This window comes from Brevibacillus sp. BD137, assembly GCF_041644655.1.
Classification (GTDB): Bacteria; Bacillota; Bacilli; order Brevibacillales; family Brevibacillaceae; genus Brevibacillus; species Brevibacillus brevis_D.
This window is the reverse complement of the sequence record NZ_JAOTNO010000021.1, coordinates 14459-38092: the sequence shown is the minus strand read 5'-3', so window position 1 is coordinate 38092 and position 23634 is coordinate 14459. Positions and strand designations below refer to the sequence as shown.

Annotated in this window: 21 protein-coding genes; all 21 read right to left on the bottom strand. The window is 47.3% G+C overall.

Annotation, left to right across the window (positions count from 1 at the left end; genetic code table 11):
• Positions 1-29: 29 nt before the first annotated feature.
• The 21 genes from pelG to purE all read right to left on the bottom strand — a co-directional run bounded on the left by pelG (position 30) and on the right by purE (position 23620).
• Positions 30-1430 carry an exopolysaccharide Pel transporter PelG gene (gene pelG, locus ODZ53_RS27775; RefSeq protein ID WP_372681515.1) on the bottom strand — a complete coding sequence of 467 codons (1401 nt, stop codon included), beginning with the start codon at positions 1428-1430 and terminating at the stop codon, positions 30-32.
• A gap of 5 nt (positions 1431-1435) precedes the next feature.
• Positions 1436-2842, bottom strand: a complete 1407-nt coding sequence (pelF, locus tag ODZ53_RS27770; protein ID WP_372681513.1) for a GT4 family glycosyltransferase PelF — start codon at positions 2840-2842, stop codon at positions 1436-1438.
• A 3-nt stretch (positions 2843-2845) separates the two neighbouring features.
• Positions 2846-4669 (bottom strand): DUF2194 domain-containing protein, encoded by a 1824-nt coding sequence (locus ODZ53_RS27765; protein ID WP_372681511.1) that lies wholly within the window; start codon positions 4667-4669, stop codon positions 2846-2848.
• 80 nt (positions 4670-4749) lie between these two features.
• Positions 4750-5712, bottom strand: coding sequence for a hypothetical protein (locus ODZ53_RS27760; protein ID WP_372681509.1), 963 nt, complete (start codon positions 5710-5712; stop codon positions 4750-4752).
• Positions 5705-7909 carry an NAD-dependent epimerase/dehydratase family protein gene (locus ODZ53_RS27755; RefSeq protein WP_372681507.1) on the bottom strand — a complete coding sequence of 735 codons (2205 nt, stop codon included), beginning with the start codon at positions 7907-7909 and terminating at the stop codon, positions 5705-5707. Before ODZ53_RS27755 ends, ODZ53_RS27760 begins: the two co-directional genes overlap by 8 nt.
• A complete protein-coding gene (locus ODZ53_RS27750; RefSeq protein ID WP_142498432.1) occupies positions 7906-8325 on the bottom strand; it encodes a response regulator in 420 nt (139 codons plus the stop codon). Before ODZ53_RS27750 ends, ODZ53_RS27755 begins: the two co-directional genes overlap by 4 nt.
• Before the next feature lie 298 nt (positions 8326-8623).
• On the bottom strand, positions 8624-8995 hold the full coding sequence (locus ODZ53_RS27745) for a response regulator (RefSeq protein WP_199928837.1): 372 nt from the start codon (positions 8993-8995) through the stop codon (positions 8624-8626).
• A 564-nt stretch (positions 8996-9559) separates the two neighbouring features.
• Positions 9560-11170 (bottom strand): gamma-glutamyltransferase family protein, encoded by a 1611-nt coding sequence (locus tag ODZ53_RS27740; protein ID WP_372681505.1) that lies wholly within the window; start codon positions 11168-11170, stop codon positions 9560-9562.
• A gap of 316 nt (positions 11171-11486) precedes the next feature.
• A complete protein-coding gene (locus ODZ53_RS27735) occupies positions 11487-12017 on the bottom strand; it encodes a chromate transporter (protein ID WP_372681503.1) in 531 nt (176 codons plus the stop codon).
• On the bottom strand, positions 12014-12595 hold the full coding sequence (locus ODZ53_RS27730; protein ID WP_372681501.1) for a chromate transporter: 582 nt from the start codon (positions 12593-12595) through the stop codon (positions 12014-12016). The genes ODZ53_RS27735 and ODZ53_RS27730 overlap by 4 nt, the downstream gene beginning before the upstream one ends.
• Positions 12596-12619: 24 nt before the next feature.
• Positions 12620-13096, bottom strand: a complete 477-nt coding sequence (locus tag ODZ53_RS27725) for an Lrp/AsnC family transcriptional regulator (RefSeq protein WP_372681499.1) — start codon at positions 13094-13096, stop codon at positions 12620-12622.
• Positions 13097-13299: 203 nt separating this feature from the next.
• Positions 13300-13770 (bottom strand): nucleoside deaminase, encoded by a 471-nt coding sequence (locus tag ODZ53_RS27720; protein WP_372681497.1) that lies wholly within the window; start codon positions 13768-13770, stop codon positions 13300-13302.
• A gap of 73 nt (positions 13771-13843) precedes the next feature.
• The gene (locus ODZ53_RS27715) at positions 13844-15730 is read right to left on the bottom strand and encodes an FtsX-like permease family protein (protein WP_372681495.1); all 1887 of its coding nucleotides are present in this window, start codon (positions 15728-15730) and stop codon (positions 13844-13846) included.
• A complete protein-coding gene (locus tag ODZ53_RS27710; RefSeq protein WP_012684288.1) occupies positions 15705-16475 on the bottom strand; it encodes an ABC transporter ATP-binding protein in 771 nt (256 codons plus the stop codon). The genes ODZ53_RS27715 and ODZ53_RS27710 overlap by 26 nt, the downstream gene beginning before the upstream one ends.
• Before the next feature lie 67 nt (positions 16476-16542).
• Positions 16543-17559, bottom strand: coding sequence for a sensor histidine kinase (locus ODZ53_RS27705; RefSeq protein ID WP_372681493.1), 1017 nt, complete (start codon positions 17557-17559; stop codon positions 16543-16545).
• Complete coding sequence (locus ODZ53_RS27700; RefSeq protein ID WP_016740262.1) at positions 17556-18254, bottom strand: response regulator transcription factor; 699 nt, start codon at positions 18252-18254, stop codon at positions 17556-17558. Before ODZ53_RS27700 ends, ODZ53_RS27705 begins: the two co-directional genes overlap by 4 nt.
• A gap of 643 nt (positions 18255-18897) precedes the next feature.
• Positions 18898-19413, bottom strand: a complete 516-nt coding sequence (locus ODZ53_RS27695) for an RNA polymerase sigma factor (protein WP_372681491.1) — start codon at positions 19411-19413, stop codon at positions 18898-18900.
• 255 nt (positions 19414-19668) lie between these two features.
• A complete protein-coding gene (locus ODZ53_RS27690; protein ID WP_372681489.1) occupies positions 19669-20244 on the bottom strand; it encodes a GNAT family N-acetyltransferase in 576 nt (191 codons plus the stop codon).
• A 435-nt stretch (positions 20245-20679) separates the two neighbouring features.
• Positions 20680-21975: an adenylosuccinate lyase gene (gene purB, locus ODZ53_RS27685; RefSeq protein WP_372681487.1), complete on the bottom strand. Its 1296-nt coding sequence runs from the start codon at positions 21973-21975 to the stop codon at positions 20680-20682.
• Complete coding sequence (purK, locus tag ODZ53_RS27680) at positions 21972-23135, bottom strand: 5-(carboxyamino)imidazole ribonucleotide synthase (RefSeq protein ID WP_372681485.1); 1164 nt, start codon at positions 23133-23135, stop codon at positions 21972-21974. Before purK ends, purB begins: the two co-directional genes overlap by 4 nt.
• Positions 23132-23620 carry a 5-(carboxyamino)imidazole ribonucleotide mutase gene (gene purE, locus ODZ53_RS27675; protein ID WP_012684280.1) on the bottom strand — a complete coding sequence of 163 codons (489 nt, stop codon included), beginning with the start codon at positions 23618-23620 and terminating at the stop codon, positions 23132-23134. The genes purK and purE overlap by 4 nt, the downstream gene beginning before the upstream one ends.
• Positions 23621-23634 lie beyond the last annotated feature (14 nt).

Here is a 23634-nt window from a genome sequence, read left to right as displayed (position 1 = left end):
AAGTCCTCCCCAAATCCATCAGTCCCCATCTATTCCATTCGCTTTCCTTTGACATAGAGCGGTTGTAGGCAATAGGTGTAATAATCAATATTTTTCAGGTAATAGATCAACCTGCCGAGACCGGCTACCAGTGCAAGAAACGAAGCAATAAAAAATGAAAAGCCGTAGTTATGAAGGGGCAGCATCGCTATGGTGATGACAACCGTACTGATGAGAAATAAGGTCGTCACCGCAAGCGCTCCCTTCCGATCGTCAAAATAGAGCAGCATCAGCACGACCACAAACATCACAGCGTACAAGTATCCCGCTATCACCAGAATGTTGTACCGCTCCATCTGCTCGGACGTAAACCCGATGTGCGGAAGCAACGTAATTCCCAGAGCCAATGCAACGAAGGAAAAGAACAGCTGCACTTCCATCATGAAGCTGAGCTCTTGCATCAATGTTTGGACCATGTCTGTTTTTGCCCGCTTGATATCCTGCACCGAGCCTGTGCCCAATATTGTTCCGTAATACGCTCGATACTTCTCGTAAAAAGCGGTCTCTACAGATACAACAAACATGACCATCGTAGGCAATATGCTCAAGGAGGCATAGAAAGCAGGAACATCATAAAAAGGCGCAATCACGTATGTATCCGCCACGACTTCTTGAAGCGGACTCTCCAGCCAGTAAATAAAATGGTGCACATAAAAGCCAAGAGAGCAAAACAGACCCACCCCCAGCAGACTTGGATATTTCTTCATGTACTTCACGAAATCGAAGTAGTTCCTCTCCCGCTTCGGGAAATAGCTCTCCAGATGAACCATAGACAGAACGATCATGATAAAAAAACCCAGATCCAAAGAAATCAGCATGGCAATTCCTTTTTCCAACTCAGTCAGATAAGACAGTAAAAACGCAGTCAGAAGAGTCACAGCAACAGCCGCCAAATACCCGCGAATAATGCGCATATAATCCTTTAATGCGGACAAATAGGCGGATTGAAGCCATACGACGATCAGTTCCACAAAAAGAAGGTAGGCAACGAGCTTAAAGCCAGACGGCAAAGGGGATAGCCAGTAAAAAGCACCGCCGAGAATCCCCCCCAAGCCCAGGCAAACAGCGATAACTCCATACAAAGAAGCAATGATGTCGTTATACTCGCGTAAGTAAATTTTGTCTGCTATATAGCGGGAAATGACCATGGAAAAACCACAGGTAACCAATAGTGAAAACACGAACGCATAAACAACAGCTGCTAAAAAAGACATCCTCTCCAAATAACTGACATTCAATTGAAGAAGAACTTGCTGTAGCACCGTGATCATGACCATACAAATCAGCATCGGTCCGACTGTGACCAGCGAAGAAAATGCATACGCCTTCACACTGGACAAATACCCTTTATTCCGAAACATTTTCTTCAGTTCAAAGCCAATGCCCGCCATGTTTCTTACACCTCGTATTTCCGGTACATTTCGCGATATCCCGCCAAGAAGTTCTCATGTGTGTAAATATCCGATACTCTTTGGAAACCGCATCTTCCCATCCGCCGTCTCAATGGCTCGTTTTGGCACAATGTAATGATCGCTTGGGCAATTTGAGTAAAATGCATGACAGGTACCGTTATCCCGGCGTTGCCATAGCTGTCACCATTGCCGTACAACAATTCCCGACAGCTTCCCACGTCCGTTGTGACGAAGGGCTTTCTGCATGCCATTCCTTCCAAAATAACGAGCGGCTGGCCTTCGCTGATGCTGGTCAGAACAAGCATGTCCATTTTTCCGAGATACTCTTTCACATTAACCGCACCCGTAAACGTAACAGCCTCAAGCTGAAGGCTATCGACCAATTGCAAGCATTCTGTATAGTACTCCTCATCTTCATCCGTCGGGCCCATGATAACAAAGCGTGCGTGTGGCACTTGTTCTTTAACGAGTCCAAAGCTATGAAGCATTGTTTTTATATCTTTGATTGGTACCACGCGGACAACAGCACCAATGGTGATTGTGTCGTCCTTTTTTTCCTCTACGACGTCAGCATAATCACTCACTTTTACACCGTTCGGGATCACGGATACTTTGGAGGGATCACAGCCTAGCTCGATCTGAATTTCCTTGTTCCGCTCAAACAACGTGATTACCTCATCCGCGTAGGAGTAGGCACATGCAGAAAGATTATGAAAATAATCGATCCAAATATCCTTAAAGTGACCCTTGATCCAGCTTGCCTTGATAATTTCTTCTTCCCGCTCGCGGGTATAAATTCCATGCTCCGTCAGCAAAAACGGCTTTGCATGCAGATACTTCCCGAGACTCCCTGCAACACCGCCATATCCCGTACAAACACTGTGATACAAATCCGCTTGCGGCATGCCGTTTTGAATGATCTGACATAGCGGCAACACCATCGAGCGAATCATCCAGATCATTTCGGTAAAAGGAATTTGCGGATATTTTTGCTCGCAAAGCCGTTGAATGACCTCGAAAAAGTCCTTGCTCGTAAGCAACTCGGCTACGGATGGCACCTTACTCCCCGACAACACGGAAAACAGAGCATGCCAGTCACCTTTGCTACCATCCAGCAACGAAAGCAACGCTTGCTGCTCATCCTCAGTCAGACCCAAACGCTTTCCCGGTGCAGCCTCTTCTTTCAGATAGGCATCTAGAAATACCTCTTTGATTTCCACTACATTCGCAGGGAGTTGGTAGACGTACTTCCCCCTGTTTTTCTCCTCGGCACCAATTGCATAAATGATAAACTCATGCTCCGGCATGCTATCGATTAAGGAATGAATCCAGCTAGACACTCCCCCTGTAATATACGGGTAAGATCCTTCGGCAATCAGACAAATTTTCATCGCTTACTCTTCCAGTCCTATTTCAAATTTTGCACCCGTTGCATGCACGAGATAGACGCCTTCCTCTATTTTTTCTACCGTGCAATTGACCAAGCTCGTCATTTTTTTATTTGTCCGCAAGATGTAATACATGTCTTCGGAGAAATTGTTCATGTAGCCTGTCACTTTTTTATCCGTATGCGAGATATATACATCCGTCTGTAAATATCTCTCAAGGCTTGTTGCAGCTTCGGAAGCAGTCTGGCTACGCAGCCATGGATACTGCTCGTAAAGCTCTTCTAGCATGAGTTGAAAGTCTTTCACCAATTCCGACCACGACTTGTTATTGCTTCGCTCCTTGTCCAACACATCGTCAGGATGAACAAAATGAGAAAAAACACCGATGGATGTGATCGCATTCGTTATGTACCAATCATGAATGTCTGTGCGACTGTAACCGGAGGTAATACGCGGCAGCTCTACAATGCCATCTTCGGCCACGGAAAACTCCTGAATGTATTCGTGTGTACTGTCTGATTCCGCATACAAGGAGGCAATGATTCTCAGATCAGGAAAAGACTTTTTCAGTGCTCGACGCCCTTCCTCTCCCAACACGTTGGAAGGCGGGACATACGCCTGTATGTCATATGCCGAGAAGACCTTCTTGATATAATTGTCCAGATACGTAAGTGACTCGGCCATACTTGCTTCATCAGGCCAAGCCTTATACTCGTAATGGCTCGCCGTCGCTTGATCGGTAACCAGTGATTGATGATTGTATCCGTGGATGCCCAATTCGCCACCCATTTTCAACAAATCCCTGCCGTACGTAATCAGATTGTTCGAATCCGTTCCTTCCTCGTCAGTGAAGGGTGGAGCAACCCGGTTATTGTAGGTATTGATAATAGCTCCCGTGTAGGTCACATCGTAATCGGCAGCAAGCTTGATCATGTCCGGCCACCACACGTCCCGAAAGAAGCTGGGAATATCTTTGCGGTACTCGCGGTAAATACTCGGCTCGATCCCCTGACGAAAAGGGGCCGGAAAATCGTCAATATACATGACTTTCATATTGAAAATGGGGTACATAAAATCTGGATTCAGTAAACTGATGCCACCAGCAATCAGTCCTCTGTTCATGGCAGATTGCATATTCGTCCCGTTATAGACCATGAGCTTTCCCTGTCCATACCGGGTCTCCCATAGCAGCGGCATATTGTCGGCGGAAACAGCGTGAACCTTTGCTTGCCTATCCAGTTCTACGGGAATCGAGGAATTCACAATGGCATCTGCGCCGATTTTTGCATCCTCTCCTTTGATCAAGAGATTGGATGTCATCTGAATGCCATTTGTCACGATAGGGAGATTGATCGAATTGATCCCTAGTTTTCGGTATATGCGGTACAAGCTGTCATTGTATTCAGGCGTACGTGAAAAGAACACATTTCCACCATTGTGCGCGTATTGCATCATCGCATCCAGATTGGCTAGCATGTCCAGATTTTCTATGGTGACAATGACCGTCATGTATTGGGCGTCGGGCTTCGAGAACTGCTTAACGTCAGCAAGCTCGTACTCCTTTTTCATATACCGCAGCACTTGCTCCACATTCCTCGCGATTGCCATGCTGCTCTCATCCTTGGAATCATGCAGAATGAGGAATCTCTCCCTTACCAGCTTGGCGATTTCCCCCTGACTGATCGCGTTTTGCTTCGGCTCGTCAGCCTCTTTTCCCGAGCCTCCTGACTTATTACTGCTCACCTGAAGGATGAACTGAGACCGGGTAGCTTCAATAGTGATCCCCAGAATCGCCACAAAGATCAGAATGATGTAGATGTTTTTTTTCACGGGAATATCGTTGGACCTCGACCTGCTCCAGTCTCTGCCATTTTCCCTGTCTCTTTTCCTTCTCCTGAACCTAGTCATTCTCATTTTGTATCGCTCATCTCTTTCAGTTTCGTACCTATTTCCTGTGTAACAGCGACTTCCGCCCAATTGCTGTCTTGCTCATCGTTCCAGTAGCGAATCATCATCAGCGTAGCGTGGGAGATTTTAACCGACGAGCTTTTTAACCGATTCATCTCTGCCACAAAACCTGCGTAGTCTCTGATCGTAAAGAAGCGCTTGAGCGACATGACATATGGCTGCTCACTTTCCGGATGATACTCATGAAACAATTGACAGTACTGTTCCGCTTTTTCATAGGACTGGTTCCCCAGCTCACAATTGATCTTGTCCACAAAATAGCTTTCTTCTTCCTGATAAATGTCCAATAATGACTCCAGAACAAACGAATACGTGTAGCTGTATTTCACATAGGTGCGTTGATCAAGGAGTGAACTGTCCAGATACTTCTTCAATACGTCTGCGTAGGCACGTAGAACTGCAAGCTCCTGCTTGTTCTCCTCGTATTTCACTGATAAATTCTGCAGTTGGAGCTGAAGGTTTCGCCGCATTTCCGTTAAAGCGGCTGCTGCGTAGTGAACCGTTTCTGAGTCCTCGTTTTGCAAGGCTGTCTCCAATGTGCCGATCTGCCAAATGGTCTGCTCTTTCAAGACATCGATCAGCATCTTTCGGCGCGTGCTCGTGTCGTTCAAAAACAAAATGTCCTCAACAGGGACGATGTTCATTTCCTTTTCCATGTCCGCTCTTCGGAAAATATTCGATCCCTCCGCTAGCTTCAGCAAATCGCTCTCTAGCATCAGTTCATTCACATTCTTTTTCGATGTTCGTTTGTACACATCGGTAATCCCCAATAACAGGAGGCCAAAAATGGGAAGAAAGCCAGTAACAAGCATTCGCATAATCAGCACCTGCTTGTTTTTGCCGCGGCTTTGCATCCAACTGTAACCAACAGACACCAAGACATGGAGGAGGACTAGATTAAACATAAGCGCCATCCTTCAAGGAGAAGCGATCCTGGTCTTTTTCCTGCACAATTCTCGATGCAATACCGAGTCTACCAAGCCTATCAATCACGATTTGGGCTTCTTGCTCGTTGGAATTGGAGAGAATGATATAGACATCTCCTGCTTCGTCCATTCCCATATAATCTGCTTCGCGAAGAGAACTGGCGATATAGGTAGCAAGTGTATGATGATCCATTTGCGCAAAATCCACTGCCAAGAGGGTAAAGTCAGTGTTTAACTGTTGCTTGGCGTCCCTTTTGTTCTTCACCATTGCTGAAAAATAAGCAGGAATCAGGATAGGGGTATCGTCTAGGTAACGGTCCTTTTGTGTGGAGTTTAAGTATCGAAGAGAACGGGACAAAGCGGATGAGATCAATTGAACGGCAACCTGAAAAAGGTTTTGGGTGTACATCGTAAAGTTTTCAAACCCGAGTTGTTGCAATGTGACCACCGCAACCATTTTTCCCTTGTCAAAAATAGGAGCTGCTATAAGGGGCATGTCGTGACGTAGCTCTTTATTCACGATGATCTTTTTCGTTGTCATTAATTCAGTAAGGTAAGCATGTTCACTCATTTTCAGCGAGCGTGGCAGATCAAAGCCCGCTTTATTCGATTTGGCCATCAATCGCAAGAAAGAGCCATTTTGATTCATCGTATAAATGGCGATCTCATCGGACTTCATGATTCTTTCCAGTACCTTGACTGATTTCTGCAATATGCGTTCAGGCTCGAGGCTGTCCAACTCTTTGGTGATGTTGTAGATTTTTCCAAAGCTGTCTTCTGAATTCACGATCTGCTGCTGCAATTCTTGCTTCACCATCAGAACATCGTTATAAATGTCTTTTAAAAAATCATACTTGTCTTCCAGCGCTTGTTTTTGCAGCTCCTTGGACAATACGTCCCTGTTGCGTTTGTCGATCGAATAGCCCACAGCAATCCCGATAATAAAATAGACAGCGATATGAAACAGAACATTCGCGTCATATAAGAGCGATACGACATCGCGCCCGTTATGCAGACTTTCTCCGATGAAAAGTCCACAAGCCAGGATAACCGACAAGAGGGATTGCTTCGTTCCGTAAATGGCGCCAATCAACACGATGTAAATCAGCTTGAGATCAAAGACACCGCTATTAACCGTTCCAACTGTCGCGAAAACCACCAGAAGAAACGCAAGAATGTTCTCTAAGTACGGCCTTGCATCCCATGAACGGAGCCAATGGATCGCTTTCTTCGCTTCGCTCTCCTGCTCTTGTTCCTTCTCTGCGACGGTCTCTTGATACCACTGCGCCGTTTTTTCCAGCCCCTCCGTCAATGAATACATCGGGATCCAATCTAGTCTTCGTTTTGCCCACGTATTGTCCAAAACCGACTTATCTACGTCTCCTGGGCGTTTTCCCCTTCGTGATATTCCTTGAAGAGGCTGGTTAGCCCCGAGAATATCAATCAGCTCATTTATGCTGCTTTCCTGGTTCGTAGACAAATTCATCACACCCGTATCATCCGTGGTAACGGAACGGAAAATGGCATCAGCTACATCCTCTACATAAATGAAGTCTCTCGTTTGGCTGCCATCCCCGTGCAGAACTATTTCTTTCCCATGGTTGATCTGGGTTAAAAAAGTAGAGATAACACCGCCTTCCCCTCCTGCACTTTGTCTGGGGCCATACACATTAGCCAAGCGAAAGGCTACCGTTTGCAAGCCGTACATTTCTGTCCATTTGCGGCAATACATTTCGCCGATGTGCTTGTTTATTCCATAAACAGATACCGGATCACACGCTGAATCTTCGAGTAAAGGTGTACATTCATTCATGCCGTAAACGGCGGCTGATGACGCAAAAATAAATTTGGACACGCCATATTTGCTCGATAGCTTTAACATATTCACGAGTCCCAGAATGTTCGTATTCGTATCCAGCAGGGGGTCTTCCATGGATGCAGCAACACTTACTTGGGCCGCTAAATGGATGACGACATCGAACTTGTTGCTCTTAAATACTTCATCACATTTTTTATCCGCTACATCCAGCTCGTATGCCTTATGCGGAAATGTGACGTTCCTTTGATTGCCTGAGCTGAGATTGTCGAGGATGAAAACCTTATACCCTTCCTTATAAAATCTCTCCGCGACAAAAGAACCAATGAACCCATAACCACCTGTGATCAAGACTTTCATGCTAACACCTCAGCTATTTGTTTCTCCTGTCGATCCCCACAACGATCATCTACTCCTGTTCCCAGCAATTTTTGGACAGCCCATTCGATTCGCTCTAGCTGCAGTGGCTTCGCAATGAAATCCCGCGCCCCTGCCTGAATCGCCTTGATGACGGTATCGTTCCTAGACACTGCTGAGCAAATAATGATCTTGGCATCCTTGTCCAACTCCATGATTTTGCGTGAAGCAGTCAAACCGTTCATGCCGGGCATGGTAATGTCCATCGTAACGAGTGATGGTTTGTACAAGCAGTAATTTCTAACAGCCTCCTCTCCCGAAGCAGCTTCCGCAACCACATGCAGTCCTAACGTCTCAAATATGTTGCGCAGCACACGTCTCGTAAACGCCGTATCATCAACAATCAGAATGCTATTCATCCAAAATGCTGTCTCCCATCCTATCCATCTATATCTTTTGGACTGTTTTATTATAGTAATATATTCCTAATGGCAATACCAACCAAAACTAACGCCTCTTAACCTTTCATTTTCATAGGCATAAAGCCCCTCTATTCCGTAGCTTCACCCATTCTACTAGGATCATCTCAACAATTTCTGAACAAGAGACAAAAAGAAGAACAGGGACAGTTACCTATACGGCAGCTTATCCCTGTTCTTCTTCCTAATTATATTCCATCCGTTCAAAAGGTAGAGGTGACTCCGCCTTCATTTTGTTTCACCTAGAATCTGTTTCTAACAAATGCTGAACAGCCCATTCAATCCTCTCGAACTGTAAGGGCTTTGCGATAAAATCACGCGCACCAGCTTGAATCGCTTTGATGACCGTATCGCGTCGTGCAACTGCGGAGCAAATAATGATCTTCGCATTCTTATCCAGCTCTATGATTTTTCGCGAAGCAACCAAACCGTTCATGCCTGGCATCGTAATATCCATCATGACCAGTGACGGTCGATACAAACAATAATTCCTGACAGCTTCCTCCCCTGAATCAGCTTCCGCCACTACCTCAATACCTAATTTCTCAAACATGTTACGCAACACGAGTCTCGTAAACGCTGTATCATCAACAATTAAAATGGTATTCATTCAAATTGTTTTCTCCCATCTTTTAGATCACGACTTTCGGACTATCATAAGGGGGTTTACTATATGCAAAAACGGCATAATTTGATCATTTTCTACATTCTACTAAGAACATCTAGACAACTTCTGAACAAGAGAACATCTTGTCATCCATTCCATTACGGGGAAATAAAAAAACCGAAGCATCCGCTTCGGCTCAACTCACTCTATTATTCGGTTCTCTTTTGCTAAAAAGATCTTTCGCAAGTGTGAAATACCACGCAACTATTTCCATAAAAGCAAGGATAACAAACAAAGCCCATATATCCCCTTGGGTAAGGTGGTACAACAGGTTATCAATTTCTGTTCCAGAGCCGCGCACTAGAGACTGCAAAAAAAATACAATTGGACCGACAATAGAACAAAATATAGTTATCATCGAAAAAAGGGTACGCCGTTTCCGAATTAGATACACAATACTACTGATTATTGTTATGAGGATACATATATAATAGACACTCCACACCCATGGAGGTAAAGTTTCCATGGTAGCCCTCCTTTCCTTCAGTCCAGTCCCAGGATTTTTCCTTACCAAGCAGCAATGCTGCTGTCTGCACGCATATCAGTACCACCGCTCAGCACACCATTTTCATCACGCCAAATGATTTGACCTCGTCCAAAGTAATTGCCGAGCTGCGCCCACTTGATCGTATGACCCCTGCGCTCCAAAGCTAGTGCCAAATGCTCCGGGAAATGACGTTCCAGCTCCACCGTTTTGCCTTCCATCCACTGCCAGCGCGGCGCATCGAGCGAAGCTTGCGGATTGAGGTGGAAGTCGATGGTGTTCATGACCACCTGCACATGTCCTTGTGGCTGCATGAAGCCACCCATTACGCCGAATGGCCCCACTGCTTTTCCATCCTTCGTCAAGAAGCCCGGGATTATGGTGTGGAATGTTCTTTTGCCTGGCTCTAAGCAATTGTCATGAGCAGAGTCCAGCGAGAAGTTATGACCCCGGTTTTGCATGGCGATCCCTGTCCCCGGCACAACTACTCCGGAACCAAAGCCCATGTAGTTGCTTTGGATAAAGGAAACCATGCTGCCCTCACCGTCAGCAGTCGCTAAATAGACCGTACCGCTCGTTTTCGGCTGACCCGGCTCTGGCGTCAAGGCTTCATGACCAATCAGTGCACGTCGAGTAGCAGCGTACTCCTCTGACAACAAGGCTTCCTTCGAAACCTTCATTTTGCTCTCTTCTGTGATGTATTTCAATCCATCCACAAATGCCAGCTTCATCGCTTCGATTTGCTTGTGATACGTTTCTGTTGTGTCCTTTGCGTCAAAAACAAAACCTTTCAGAATGTTCAGAGCCATCAGGCCGATCATCCCTTGCCCATTTGGCGGGATCTCCCACACATCATAGCCGCGGTAGTTGACTCCGATCGGCTTCACCCATTCCGGCTCATAGGCTGCCAGGTCTTCTTTGCGCAAATAACCGTCGCACTCACGCGAGAACGCGTCGATCTTGTCTGCCAGCTCTCCACGGTAGAAGCTCTCCGCATTTGTTTCCGCGATTTGGCGCAGCGTCTTTGCATGACCCGGTGACTTCCAGATGTCGCCCGCTTTTGGTACTTTGCCATCTGGCGTAAAGGTGGAGAACCAATGCACGAACGCTTCCCCTTTGCATTGCTGAGAAAGCTTTCTATGAGCTACATCCCAATTATGCGCCAATGTGGGCGATACCGGATAGCCATTCTCCGCATAGTCAATCGCTGGTTGCAAAACCTCTGTAAGCGGAAGACGTCCAAAACGCTTGGACAAGGCTGCCCACGCAGCAGGTGCGCCTGGGACCGTGACAGGGGTCCAGCCATAGGTCGGCATTTCTTTCAGACCTTTTGCTTTTAATGCCTCGATGGAGATTCCTTGTGGAGCTGGCCCGCTTGCATTCAGTCCGTGCAGCTCGTCTTTGATCCACACGAGGGCAAATGCGTCACCCCCGATGCCGTTTGAGGTCGGTTCTACTACAGTCAGGCACGCAGCCGTTGCAATCGCCGCATCCACCGCATTTCCGCCCTTTTTCAAAATATCGAGACCTGCTTGTGCCGCTAGTGGCTGCGAGGTCGCTACCATACCGTTCTTGGCAAAAGTCGTCACACGCTTCGATGCGTATGGGTATTCCATTGCGTCATAATCAACCATGGTTTTTGCCTCCTTCGTTTTGCCGATAAGAAAAACCGTTAGATAAGCAGGGAAGATCCATCTGGTTTGAGTCAACATAGTGGAGGGGAAGAAAAAGCACAGTTCTCTTCGACTCTGACACGCCAGCATGGGGGATTGACTGTCCGTCTCCACTCCCAAAAGGGGACCGTCGAGCCAAAGCCACCCTACGGGCGGAAGCTTCTCAGGGAAGACGTGTTCGACAAGCGGGTCCCCTTTTGGAAGTTCCGACTGGGTAGGCGTTGTCAAGGTCTGCGAGCCCTGTGCTTTTTCTTCTTACAAGCTTACGTATACCTTCCTAGCCGATGAAAACAAACCCGTATGCCATTGCTCCCAGAATGACAATAGCGGGATGAACCTTCCATGTTTCGAGTAGAAGGTAGGATGCTACTGTCAAAATCCCTGTTTGCATCCAGCCGATTCCCTCGACTGCGCCCATCAGGAATTGGTACGTCATCGTTCCGAGCAAGACAGTAACGACTGGCCGTACCGATTGGGTCATCGCTTTTACCTGTGGCGCACTGCGGAATAGGTTTATAAACCCCATCAATAAGACCATCGCGATCGCTGTCGGCGCGACCGTTGCAAATAAAGCGACGATTGCACCCGGTACACCTGCTACCTGATAGCCAATGTATCCGGCGAGCTTGGTCGCGATTGGGCTGGGCAGGGCATTTCCTACTGCCAGCACTTCTCCAAATTCCTGCACACTCATCCACTGGTAATGGTCAACCACTTCATTTTGGATCAAAGGGATGCTGGGTGGTCCTCCCCCGTACCCCAAAATGTTGGAGATGAAAAAGGCCCAAAATAATTGCAGGTAGATCATGCTACACCCTCCTTGCCGTCCTTGTCCTTGCGCTTGCGGACAGACCAAGTAGAATAAGCAAATGAAACGGCCAGCGCAATTCCTACGACGATGCCCGGATGCCAATCAAGGAAGAGTAACGCTACGAGTGAGAGGGCGAGGGAAAGGCTCACACCTGCTTTGCTGGACGCTCCCTTCCACCCCTTTGAAAGGAATTCCCAGGTAAGGACGCCTGTCATAACTGCGATTACCGGACCGATTGCCTGGATCATGCCGTATACACCCGGAGCATCCTTCCATTGATATATAACTTGCAGCAAACCGATCATCACAAGCACGATTGGCATCACTACTGCGATGTTTGCCACCAATGCACCCTTCCAGCCTTTTACCCGATAGCCGATATATGCAGCCAGCTTGGTCCCAATGGGCCCTGGAAGAGCGTTGCCGAGCGCCAGATTGTCGGAAAAATCCTCATCTGTCACCCATTTATACTTTTTCACGCATTCGGTGTAAAAGAGGGGAACCATCGTAGGTCCTCCCCCAAATCCGAAGATTCCGATGCGGAAAAAGGCGAAAAATAATTGCCAGTAAATCATAGCTGTACCTCCGTCCTTGCCTAACTAGCGGATAAAGTTGTACTTGGACTTCAATATTTTCAATTCGTTAATCACATTCGTTTTGGAGATGCCAGGAATCTTGTGCAGCTTCTCAAGTAAAAATTGCGATAATTCTTCATTACTTGTTACGAGTACCTGTGTGAAAAGCTGATATTCACCAGAAGTGAGTACGATGAGCCTAATCTCTACGGTTTCCATCAACGCAGCAACCACATCGTCCAGCTTTTCCGCATCCACAGCCACTTGAATCATCGCTTGTACATGAAACCCTACCTTGACCGGATTGACAATACCGACCAGACTCAGGGCTCCTTCGTCCTGCAATTGCTGGACGCGCATACGGATCGTCTTTTCTGTAACCCCGAGGTCCTTTGCAATCTGAGTAAACGGCAAGCGCGCATTTCCTTGCAAGGCTCGAATGATCCCATAGTCGATGTCATCTAAATCAGGATAAAGTGATCTTCGGAAAGTTTCCTCCATACAAACACACCTTCATTCGTCTTTTTTAAACAATTTTCAACCTCATCACAGCTAAATTTTATAAAATTCGGTCGAATTCCATAAAGATTGTTGCTACTATAATACGATCTTAGACACAGCGCAATACTTCGTCTGAAAATTTCATTTTGAAAGCATTTCAAGAAAACGAAAAAAGAGCCTTCCCCGCTAGGAGAGGCTCTCTATTAATATTCGATACGGTCCAGAGATTGAGACCATGCTTCAAATGGACTCCGTTTGTTCGCAAGATCTATTCTCTGAAACGGAATGCTTCGCTCTTCATGAGGGAGAACAATCTGCTCATAAATAAACTGATCATCAAAACCGACATGCGCCGCATCTTCTTTCGTGCAAGCGTAATAGACATTTCGCGGTCTGGCCCAATAGATGGCTCCCAGACACATCGGACACGGCTCACAGCTCGTATACAGGTCACAATCGTTTAACTGAAAGGTTTCGAGACGACGACACGCATCCCGAATGGCTTGAATCTCGGCATGTGCCGTCGGGTCATTGCTCGTCGTCACTTCATTGCGTCCTCGTCCAACTACTTGCCCATCCTTCACGACAAGGGCTCCAAACGGGCCGCCTATTTTATCACGTACATTTTCAACCGCAATCTGTACAGCTTGCCCCATCCACGTCTCTCGTTCCATTCGCTTGCCCCCTCGCATGCCCTTCTCCTTTTATCCTATGTCCCTGCTCATCTGGACATGCTGGAAAAGTTCACTAGCGATTCATTGATTGCTTTAAATGGAACAAGTAACGGTTTCGAATGATCCAGAAATACACACCTTGAACAACGACGAAGCTGCATAACACAATCGCAGTCGGCTTGAACACAGACGCGACAAGGATGAGCTTCAACAAGCTTTGCAGGGACACGAACGCCACCATGCTGTGAATAATGGCCACCACAATCGGCACGAAGAACAACAGGGCAATCTGGGTCGTAACGATCCGCGTCAACTCCGCATCCGTGAGTCCAATCTTGGAAAGCGCCCCATAATGCCGCTTGTCGTATTCCAGATCCGTATACAGACGGAAATAGAGAAAGCTTGCTGCAGCTACAAAGAACAACACGCCTACAAATAACCCGATAAAGAGTGCCATGTTCGCCATTTGTTTCATGGAGTGATAGTAGGGTGCACGAGCTGAAAACGAATAATTTTCGTCGTAATGACTAATTTCATCCTGAAGCTTGAGACTAAGATCCTGGGTTTCCTTCCATCTTGGCACCTCGTATACGAAGCGCTGTTCTTCCTTCGCTTTTGGAAGCTGGTCGTACACCTGATTCGGCACGACAGCCAAACGCTCAAATTCGAGCCCCTTAATCAACGGAGTCATATTCGTGTCTGTTTTGACTGCCAACTGTGCATTTCCCACCTGAAGACTCTTGCTCGCTACCGAATCGCCAATCCAGTTGAGCATGACGAACACCTCGTCATTCGTCATTTGCAGCTCAGGCGAGTGAGACGCTACCGCCAGCCTGTTATAGTCGGACAGCTTGACTACTCCGATCATTTCCTCATTGACCGGTTCGGGCAAAACCCGCATAGCTACTTGATATTTTTCAAAAGAAAAGCCACCCTGCTGCAAGCTCGTTTCAATTAACGACAGATGCTTGGCCCTCTCCACATCACTTTGTTTGGACTGGTATTCAAATGCGAACGGATTGATTTTCATCACCGTAATCTGAATCGACCCAGCCAACGCTGCCAGCGTGCCAATCGCACAAAAAGCAACGGTAGAGACGATGCTGACCAAAAAGAACATCCGGGCATTATCCTTCATTCGATAGGCCAGATCAGAGAGCGTCAGGAGATTCGTACGTTTCCAATAAAAAGTTCGACGCTTCTTTAGAAAATCGATGAAGATGACGCTCAGCTGAGTAAACAACAGGTACGTTCCTACAGTCGTCAGCGCAATGACCGGAAGCATCAGCACGAGCACATTCACGCCGTCAGCAGTGAGGGCTAAGGCATAGCTCATTCCTAACAAAGCTACCGCGACCAGAGACAGCACTAGCGATGCCCTCGGCTCGCGCTTAGGACGACCGCTTCCTTGCAACAGATCCAACAGACTCCGGCTTCGCAGCACAAGGACCGTAAATAGCGAAATGGCTGCATACAAGATGAGAAACGCCACCACTGTCAAACCGATCGCTTTCCATGGGAAGTAAAACCCGAGTGCTTTTACAGAAAGCAAAAATCCGGCGAATTGAAAAAACAGCTTGGCGAGAACCAGCCCGACCCCAATCCCAATGGCAATCGAGACAATGCCAATCAGCATGTTTTCCATAAAAATCAGCATGTTCCGCTGTAACGGTGTCATGCCTTGAATAAAAAGGATGCCGAACTCCTTCTCCCTCTTTTTCAGGAAAGCACCGACACAATAAAAGAGAAAAAAGAAGGAGAACAGAAAAATGACGTACTCAGCCGCCATCATCCCAGTGGCTACGGATTCATGAATCTCCTGCCCGATAATTTCCGGATGAAAAATGAACATCGCATAGACGAAAAAAATGAGGACAGAAAAAACGCTACTCATGAAAAATGCAGCGTACATACGCTTATTTCGTAGAACGTTATTACACGCGAATTGTCGAAAGGTCATAGGTGTTCCCTCCCAAAAACGACAATGAGTCAATAATTTTCTGGAAGAATACCTGTCGACTCTCACCCCGATACATCTCGTTATGGAGTTGGCCGTCTTTAATAAAAATCACCCGATGGCAATAGCTGGCCGCCAAAGCATCATGCGTCACCATCATCATGGTGGTATTATCTCTCTTATTGATCGCTTCCAGTGTCTCCATCACATTGCGCGAAGACTTGGAATCAAGATTTCCTGTCGGCTCGTCAGCGAGCAAAAGCGACGGGGAATGAATGATCGCCCTGGCAATTGCCGTCCGTTGACGTTGCCCCCCAGATACCTCGAAGGTCCGCTTTTCCAATATGTCCTGAATCCCTAGCTTCTCCGCAACACTTTGCAGCTTTTCTTCCATGACCGCTACTTTCTCATTGTCCAGCGTCAGCGGCAACACGATATTTTCCCCAATCGTCAACGTGTCCAAGAGGTTAAAATCTTGAAATACAAAGCCGAGCTCACGGCGACGAAACAGAGCCAGTTTATCTTTTTTTAAATGATGCGGATTCGTACCGTTCAAAAGAACCGCACCAGAGGTTGGTGTATCAATGGTGGAAATCATGTTTAATAGCGTAGTCTTGCCACTGCCCGAGGGGCCCATAATACCGACGAATTCGCCCTTGCGAATCGAAAAATCGATATCGGTCAGCGCGCGGTAGGTTACCTTGCCCCCGTATATTTTACTTAAGCTATTTACAGCAAGCATTTCCATGCGCCATTCCCCTTTCTTGCACTTCCAAATTCAACTATACGAAAGTGCGCATAGTCCAGCTATCGAATTAACTTTCAGCTATCTTACTTTCTTGTAAGGTTGGGACGATGGCAGACAAGACAATACGTACGGTTGTCCCCTCGCCCACTTCTGATTCCATCTCCACCCCATGATGGAGCCGACCGCAAATTTCTTTCACCAAGTACAGTCCCATCCCGGTGGACTCAGGGTATTTACGCCCGTTTTCTCCCGTAAAATACGGCTTGAATACGCGGTGAATATCTTCGGCGGGGATCCCGATTCCATAATCCTGCACTTCCAGTATGGCATGTGCTCCGCGTTCATACGCACGAATGGTGACCTTGTTGCTTTTCCCTGCTGAATAACGAACGGCATTCGTCAACAATTGGTTGAGGACAAAAGCAAGCCACTTATCGTCCGATTCTACTCGCCAATTTTCATCCACTTTTACCTCGGGATACACTTGGTTACGAATAAACAGCCGCTTGTTTTCAGCCAACACATTTTGCACCAAGGAACGCAGTGTTACGGGCTCAATCAGGAAGTCCTGTTCAAATCGGTCGAGACGAGCTATGTACAGTACTGTTTCTAGTCCACGCTTGATCCGGTCCACTTCTTCACGAACGCTCTCAGCTGTTGGATCGTCTTCATTTTGCAGCAACAGATGAATAACCGAAATCGGCGTCTTCATCTGATGAACCCATTGCTGAATAAACGTCGTATGGTCCCGTTGCTTGTTTTCATAGGCATGAAGCTGTTCTTTGTAGAGCCGGTACTGCTCCTGACTGATGTCATCCATCGCGCGGCACAACGGTGAATTCCCGTATGTCTGGGTCAGCTCCTCTAATGACTCTACCGGCTTGCTCAGTCGCTGATAGATTGTGCGGTGAGACAAATAGCGGATGGCGAGAAAAGCCCCCGCGAAAAAAATAGATAAAAACATGACGTAGATCATCAATGATTCATTCCAGTACCCATCCAGCGCAAAAATCATAATTAATAAGATCAATTGGACGAGAAAAAACGCTGCGAATGGCCATTGATCACGAAGGAACAGCTTCATTGCCCTTCCTCCCAAGTCGCACGCAAGCGATAACCAGAACCGCGAACAGTCTCGACAGCTCCCTCTAAGCCTAGGTCCTTCAGCTTGCCGCGCACGCGTGTGATGTAGACATTCAGCGTGTTTTCATCGACAAACTGTTCATCCCACAGCTTTTCTAGCAAACGCTCACGGCTGACGACACGTGGATGTTGATTCATCAAGGCTTCGAGCAGTAACGCTTCCTTTTTGCTCAGCTCGATTTTGGTCTCGTACATGGACAGCTCCATTCGCTCCAAAAACAGCTTGAGCCCCGCTACTTCAACTGTACGCTCCCCTTCTTGCGGAGCATATTGTCCGTAAGCCCGACGTAGCTGACTGCGGATTTTGGCCAAAACCACATCGTAGTCAAATGGCTTTGTGATATAGTCATCAGCCCCATTTTCCAAGGCCATCACCTGATCCATTTTACTTTCTCGTGCAGAGATGAACAGAATCGGGCAGTTGGACTCCTGGCGCATTTGTCGGCACCAATAAAATCCGTCAAATTTCGGTAGATTCACATCCAACAGAACCAAATCAGGACGCGATTGGGTAAATACCTCCATGACTCTATCGAAATGTTCAACATTGACTGTCTGGAATCCGTATTTTTCCAGTTGCTCTTGTAGCAGCTGGTTGATTTTCGGGTCGTCTTCTACAATCATAATTGTGGACATCACTCATACTCCTCTCGTCTTGAGTCTCCTCCATTTTATTCTTTACTATACCATTAGAAAACTAGACTACGCCAAGCCTTTGACGTTTCTCTTACTTAGAGGCTACGAGTCTCGTTACTGTTGCGGAGGGGAGGAAACAGGAGAAAACGCTCAGATTCTAGGGCCACCCCCTGGGGGATTGACTGTTCGACTCCATGCAAAAATCGAAACCGCGTCCAAAGTGGTCCTTTCAGGATGTGTTTCAGAGGTGGACGCTTAAGTGCGTGTTTCGCTTTTTGCATTGCGTCTCGGTCGGTGTCCCTAAGATCTTCGCTTATTTCTCCTGTTTCCTCTACGAGCTTTCCGTGTTGATCGGTTTTTAAATACCTTAAAAGAATGTAAGGATGCCATCAGTAACGACAGAGAAGAATATTTCCAGGCGTAGCGACTTGTGGAGTCCTACCGAGCGGACAAGGGATTCGCGGGCAACAGAAACGCAACCGTGCCCTCGCGACGTAGCGGCTACCACTTTTGCGTTTCCCCGCGAATCCCTTCGGAGCGGCCAGTCTTACCCCCCAGCAGGACGAAGCCTGGAGCCTAGCATGGAAATATTCTTCTCTCCACTACAGCCACATAGCAAAAAAGGAAGGACTGTTGTCCCCCCTTATGCTTGTTCTGTCATCAATTGCTGCAGCTTCTTAATCCCACGGAAGTGCAGGATTTTCACCGAAGCCTCTGTCTTGCCCAAGATTTCCGCGATCTCATTCATTCGCAAATCTCCGAGATAGCGCAGAGCGATCACATTGCGCTGATCCTTTGTCAGCGTGTGTACATTATCCCACAAGCCCTCGGTTGTCTCCTGATTCAGAAGATGCTCCTCTGGAAGCTTATCTGTTGCGATCATATTGCTAAATGTGTCCTGATCTACCGGACTCTCCCGCTTCTTGCGCATGTAGTCAATCAAAGCATTGTGCGCAATTCGGAAAATCCATGCACCAAATGGATGGCGGCCATCGTACTGCTCAAGCTTGGAGTACACCTTGATAAACACAGTCGTTGTCAGGTCTTCCACATCCCAGACGTTTTTTACCCGGTAGCGGAAATAGCGATATATTTTAGCAGAGTAATCTTCGTAAATTTGTTGGTGACTTAATTTTGGATACATGATTGCTGTTGTCATAATCGATCTCCCGTTTCGTGGTCCGTATGAATTAATTTCATTGTACGGTCGAAACGAAGCAGGAACCATCGAGTTATATTTCAGGAAGCTTACACTTTTGTAAGGTACTTATGGACTCGTTGTAAGCTCGCACAAGTAGGTACGAAAGGGGTATCATTTCGGTTACAACTTTCAAAAGAAATCTTTAAAAATTTCTTAAGGAATTTTTTAAGTTGTCTTTAAAAGCGTTTTGGTGGAGGGAAGACGTTAACTCAGTTATAAATGATATTCATAACCTTTTGCTAATGAAAAGATATGGGTATCAGTCAGTTCTCCAGAGTCATTTAGGTTAACATTGCGTAAAGTACCCTCCAACGTAAAACCTACCTTCTTAGCTACAGCTATACTTGCTTTATTCCGAGTATCACAGCGAATTTCAAGGCGGTTTGCTTCCAATTCATAAATGGCAAAGGCAACGATACCTTTTACTGCCTCTGTCATTAGACCCTCACCAGTACGCGATGTGCGTAGCCAATATCCAATTTCAAATTTTCGTACATTCCAATCAAAGCGATGGAGCCCACTACTGCCCACAAACTGCCCTGTATTCTTTTCGAATATATGTAGCACTAAGTCTGTGCGCTCTAGAAAATTGATCCTGGCTTTACGTACGTAGGCTTCTGAATCGTCAATAGATGGGAGGTTTTTTACAAACGGAAGCCATGGGCGCATCTCATTTACACTTTCACGTATGGCTTCATTTACAAATTGACCATCACCCCACTGCGGTGCTCTAATCAATAATCGCTGAGTTTCAAATTGTTCCGGAAAAGAGAGAAGTAGTGGATTCATATTAGTCCTCCTTCTACAGGAATGAGTTTCCAATAATAGTAGCCGCTTGACCGCTCATTGACAATTGAAGGTAACGCTGGCAGTTAGCTTAACGATACTAAATCTTTATTATTTGAGAGTTCGTAGTAGCAATTACACATTCTTGAGTTCACTTTCAAGCTTTTCAAAAAAAGCTGCGCAGGAGAAGCGCATTTCCAGTCCAAGCGCCTCTGGAGCCCGCCCCAGCGCAGGAATAAATGGCGGGGAATTTCAGCTTCACTTATGAAATTCTTCCTCGAAACTTCTACGTTTGAAGCGCTCCCGCCATTTATTCCGGAGCGGACAGTCAATCCCCCAGTAGGGCGTAGGCCGAAGCGTAGACTGGAAATGCGCTTCTCCCCCCACTAAAGCTACTTTATAAAAAAAGCGCCCCCGAAAATTCGAGGGCACTTGCATTTAAATCAATCCAAGACGTTGGAAAATCGTATCCACATGCTTCAGATGGTAACGGTAGTCAAAGCACTCATCCAGCTCTTCCTTGGATAGTGTAGAGCTAACAGTCGCATCCTCATCGACGATCGCACGGAAGGAGCGTTGCTCTTCCCACGCCTGCATCGCACGAGGCTGTACCGTATCATAGGCTTGCTCGCGGCTCATGCCTTTTTCGATCAGCTTGAGCATCACTTGCTGCGAGTAGATCAATCCAAAGGTACGGTCCATATTGCGCTTCATGTTCTCAGGGAACACCGTCAAGTTTTTCACGATGTTCATGAAACGGCGCAGCATGTAGTTCAATGCTTGCGTTGCATCTGGCAAAATCACGCGCTCCGCAGAGGAGTGGGAAATATCCCGCTCATGCCAGAGGGAAACATTTTCATAGGAAGTGAGCATGTGACCGCGGATGACACGAGCAAGTCCGCAAATATTTTCGCTTCCGATTGGGTTGCGCTTGTGTGGCATTGCAGAAGAACCTTTTTGGCCTTTGGCAAATGCTTCTTCCACCTCGCGCATTTCGCTCTTTTGCAGACCGCGAATTTCTGTTGCGAATTTCTCCAAAGAAGTTGCGATCAGTGCCAATGTCGCCATGTACTCGGCGTGGCGATCACGCTGCAAGGTTTGAGTAGAAATAGGCGCTGCAGACAGTCCCAGCTTCTCGCACACGTACGCTTCCACGAACGGATCGATGTTTGCGTATGTGCCAACTGCGCCAGAGATTTTGCCGTACGCCACTTCTTTTTTCGCAGCCTGAAAACGAGCCAGGTTGCGCTTCATTTCTTCATACCACAGGGCCAGCTTCAAGCCAAAAGTCGTAGGCTCCGCATGTACGCCATGCGTTCTGCCCATGCAAACTGTATCCTTGTGCTCACGAGCTTTGTCTGCCAAAACCTCGATGAAGTCTTGGATATCCTTTTCCAAAATTTCGTTCGCCTGACGCAGCAGGTAAGACAGAGCAGTATCCACCACATCGGTAGAAGTCAGTCCGTAGTGCACCCACTTCTTTTCTTCGCCCAAGGTTTCCGATACCGCACGGGTAAACGCCACCACATCATGGCGTGTCTCTTCTTCGATCTCATAGATTCTGTTGATGTCAAAAGTAGCTTTATCCCACAGCTTTTTCACGTCTTCCTCAGGAATGATGCCCAGCTTGGACCATGCTTCACACGCGAGAATTTCTACTTCCAGCCACGCTTTGAATTTGTTTTCTTCCGTCCAAATGGCGCGCATTTCCGGTCGGGAATAACGTTCGATCATGATAATACCTCCGATGTATTCGTCCAGATTTTCAGCTCATCAATTAGGGTGAGCGCTTCTTCTACAGTAGGGGCGAGCACATTGATATGCCCCATTTTCCGCTTGGCCTTGCTCTCTGCTTTTCCGTACAAATGGAGCTTAGCTGTGCGCGGCAGCTTGTCGATCTGATCGATGACAGGCTGTAGATGCTCTCCCAAAATATTAACCATCACGACGCTCGAGAGCAACTCTGTAGATCCCAAAGGCAGATTGCAAACCGCCCGAACATGCTGCTCAAACTGCGAGGTCACACAAGCATCCATGGTAAAATGCCCGGAGTTGTGCGGTCTCGGCGCCAATTCATTGACATACAGCTGACCATCTTCAGTCAAAAACAGCTCAACTGCAATGAGTCCGACCACATCCAGCTTTTCTACAATCGTGCGAGCAATTTCTTCCGCGCGGGCGGCTACTTCAGCCGAAATACGAGCGGGTACGATGCTCAGGTGCAGGATGTTTTCCTGATGAATATTTTCTGATACAGGAAAAACAGCCAGTTCTCCCGCAGGATTGCGTGCAGCAACGACAGACAGCTCCATTTGGAAGGGAACAAATTGTTCCACGATCAGCTCTGTACCTGCTTTGGACAACGTTTCGTACGCCTCTGCCAGCTCAGCCTCGCTTCTCAATACCCATTGTCCTTTGCCATCATAGCCACCGGTTGCGGTCTTCATAACAGCAGGCAGCCCCAGTTCACGCACGGCTTCCTGCAAATCCTCCAAGCTGTTCACGACACAAAACGGAGCAACCGGGATGCCGATCTCGCGAATAGCGGTCTTTTCCCGAATCCGGTTTTGGGTGATACGCAAAAGGCGGCTTCCCTGCGGTACATAAGCGCGGCTCTCCAACACTTCAGCCACCTGTGCATCGACATTTTCAAATTCATAGGAGATGACATCACTGACTGAGGCAAGCTGCATCGCTGCTTCTACATCATCGTAGCTGGCAACAATTTGCCGATCAGCCGTTTGGCCGCATGGTGCGTCTGCTGTTGGGTCCATTGTGACAAAGCGGTAGCCCATAGCTCGTCCCGCAAGAGCAATCATCCGTCCAAGCTGTCCTCCGCCGAGTATTCCTAGGGTTGATCCTGGTTTGATTTGCTTACGGTCCTTGGTTGTCATTCGAGTTCACTAGCCTCCAGCACCTTATTGCGTACATCATCACGTCTTTGCACGAACCGCTCTTGTACGTCTGGATATTTGATCCCCAAAATTTGCGCAGCCAATAACCCTGCATTGATAGCTCCAGCTTTTCCGATCGCAACCGTCGCCACAGGCACGCCCCCTGGCATTTGTACAATCGACAAAAGCGAGTCGAGACCATTCAAGTTGGATGATTTCACCGGTACACCAATGACAGGCAACTCTGTCTTAGCAGCCACCATTCCTGGCAAATGAGCTGCCCCGCCCGCACCTGCAATAATGACCTCCAAGCCGCGACTTTTAGCGGTCTCGGCATACGTAAACATCAAGTCTGGCGTTCTGTGTGCAGACACGACCTTCTTTTCGTACGGTACCTGCAATTCGTCCAGTATTGCGCAAGCTTCCTTCATTGTTTCCCAGTCTGACGTACTGCCCATAATGACTCCTACCAAAGGCTGTAGCATGAACCATTCGCCCC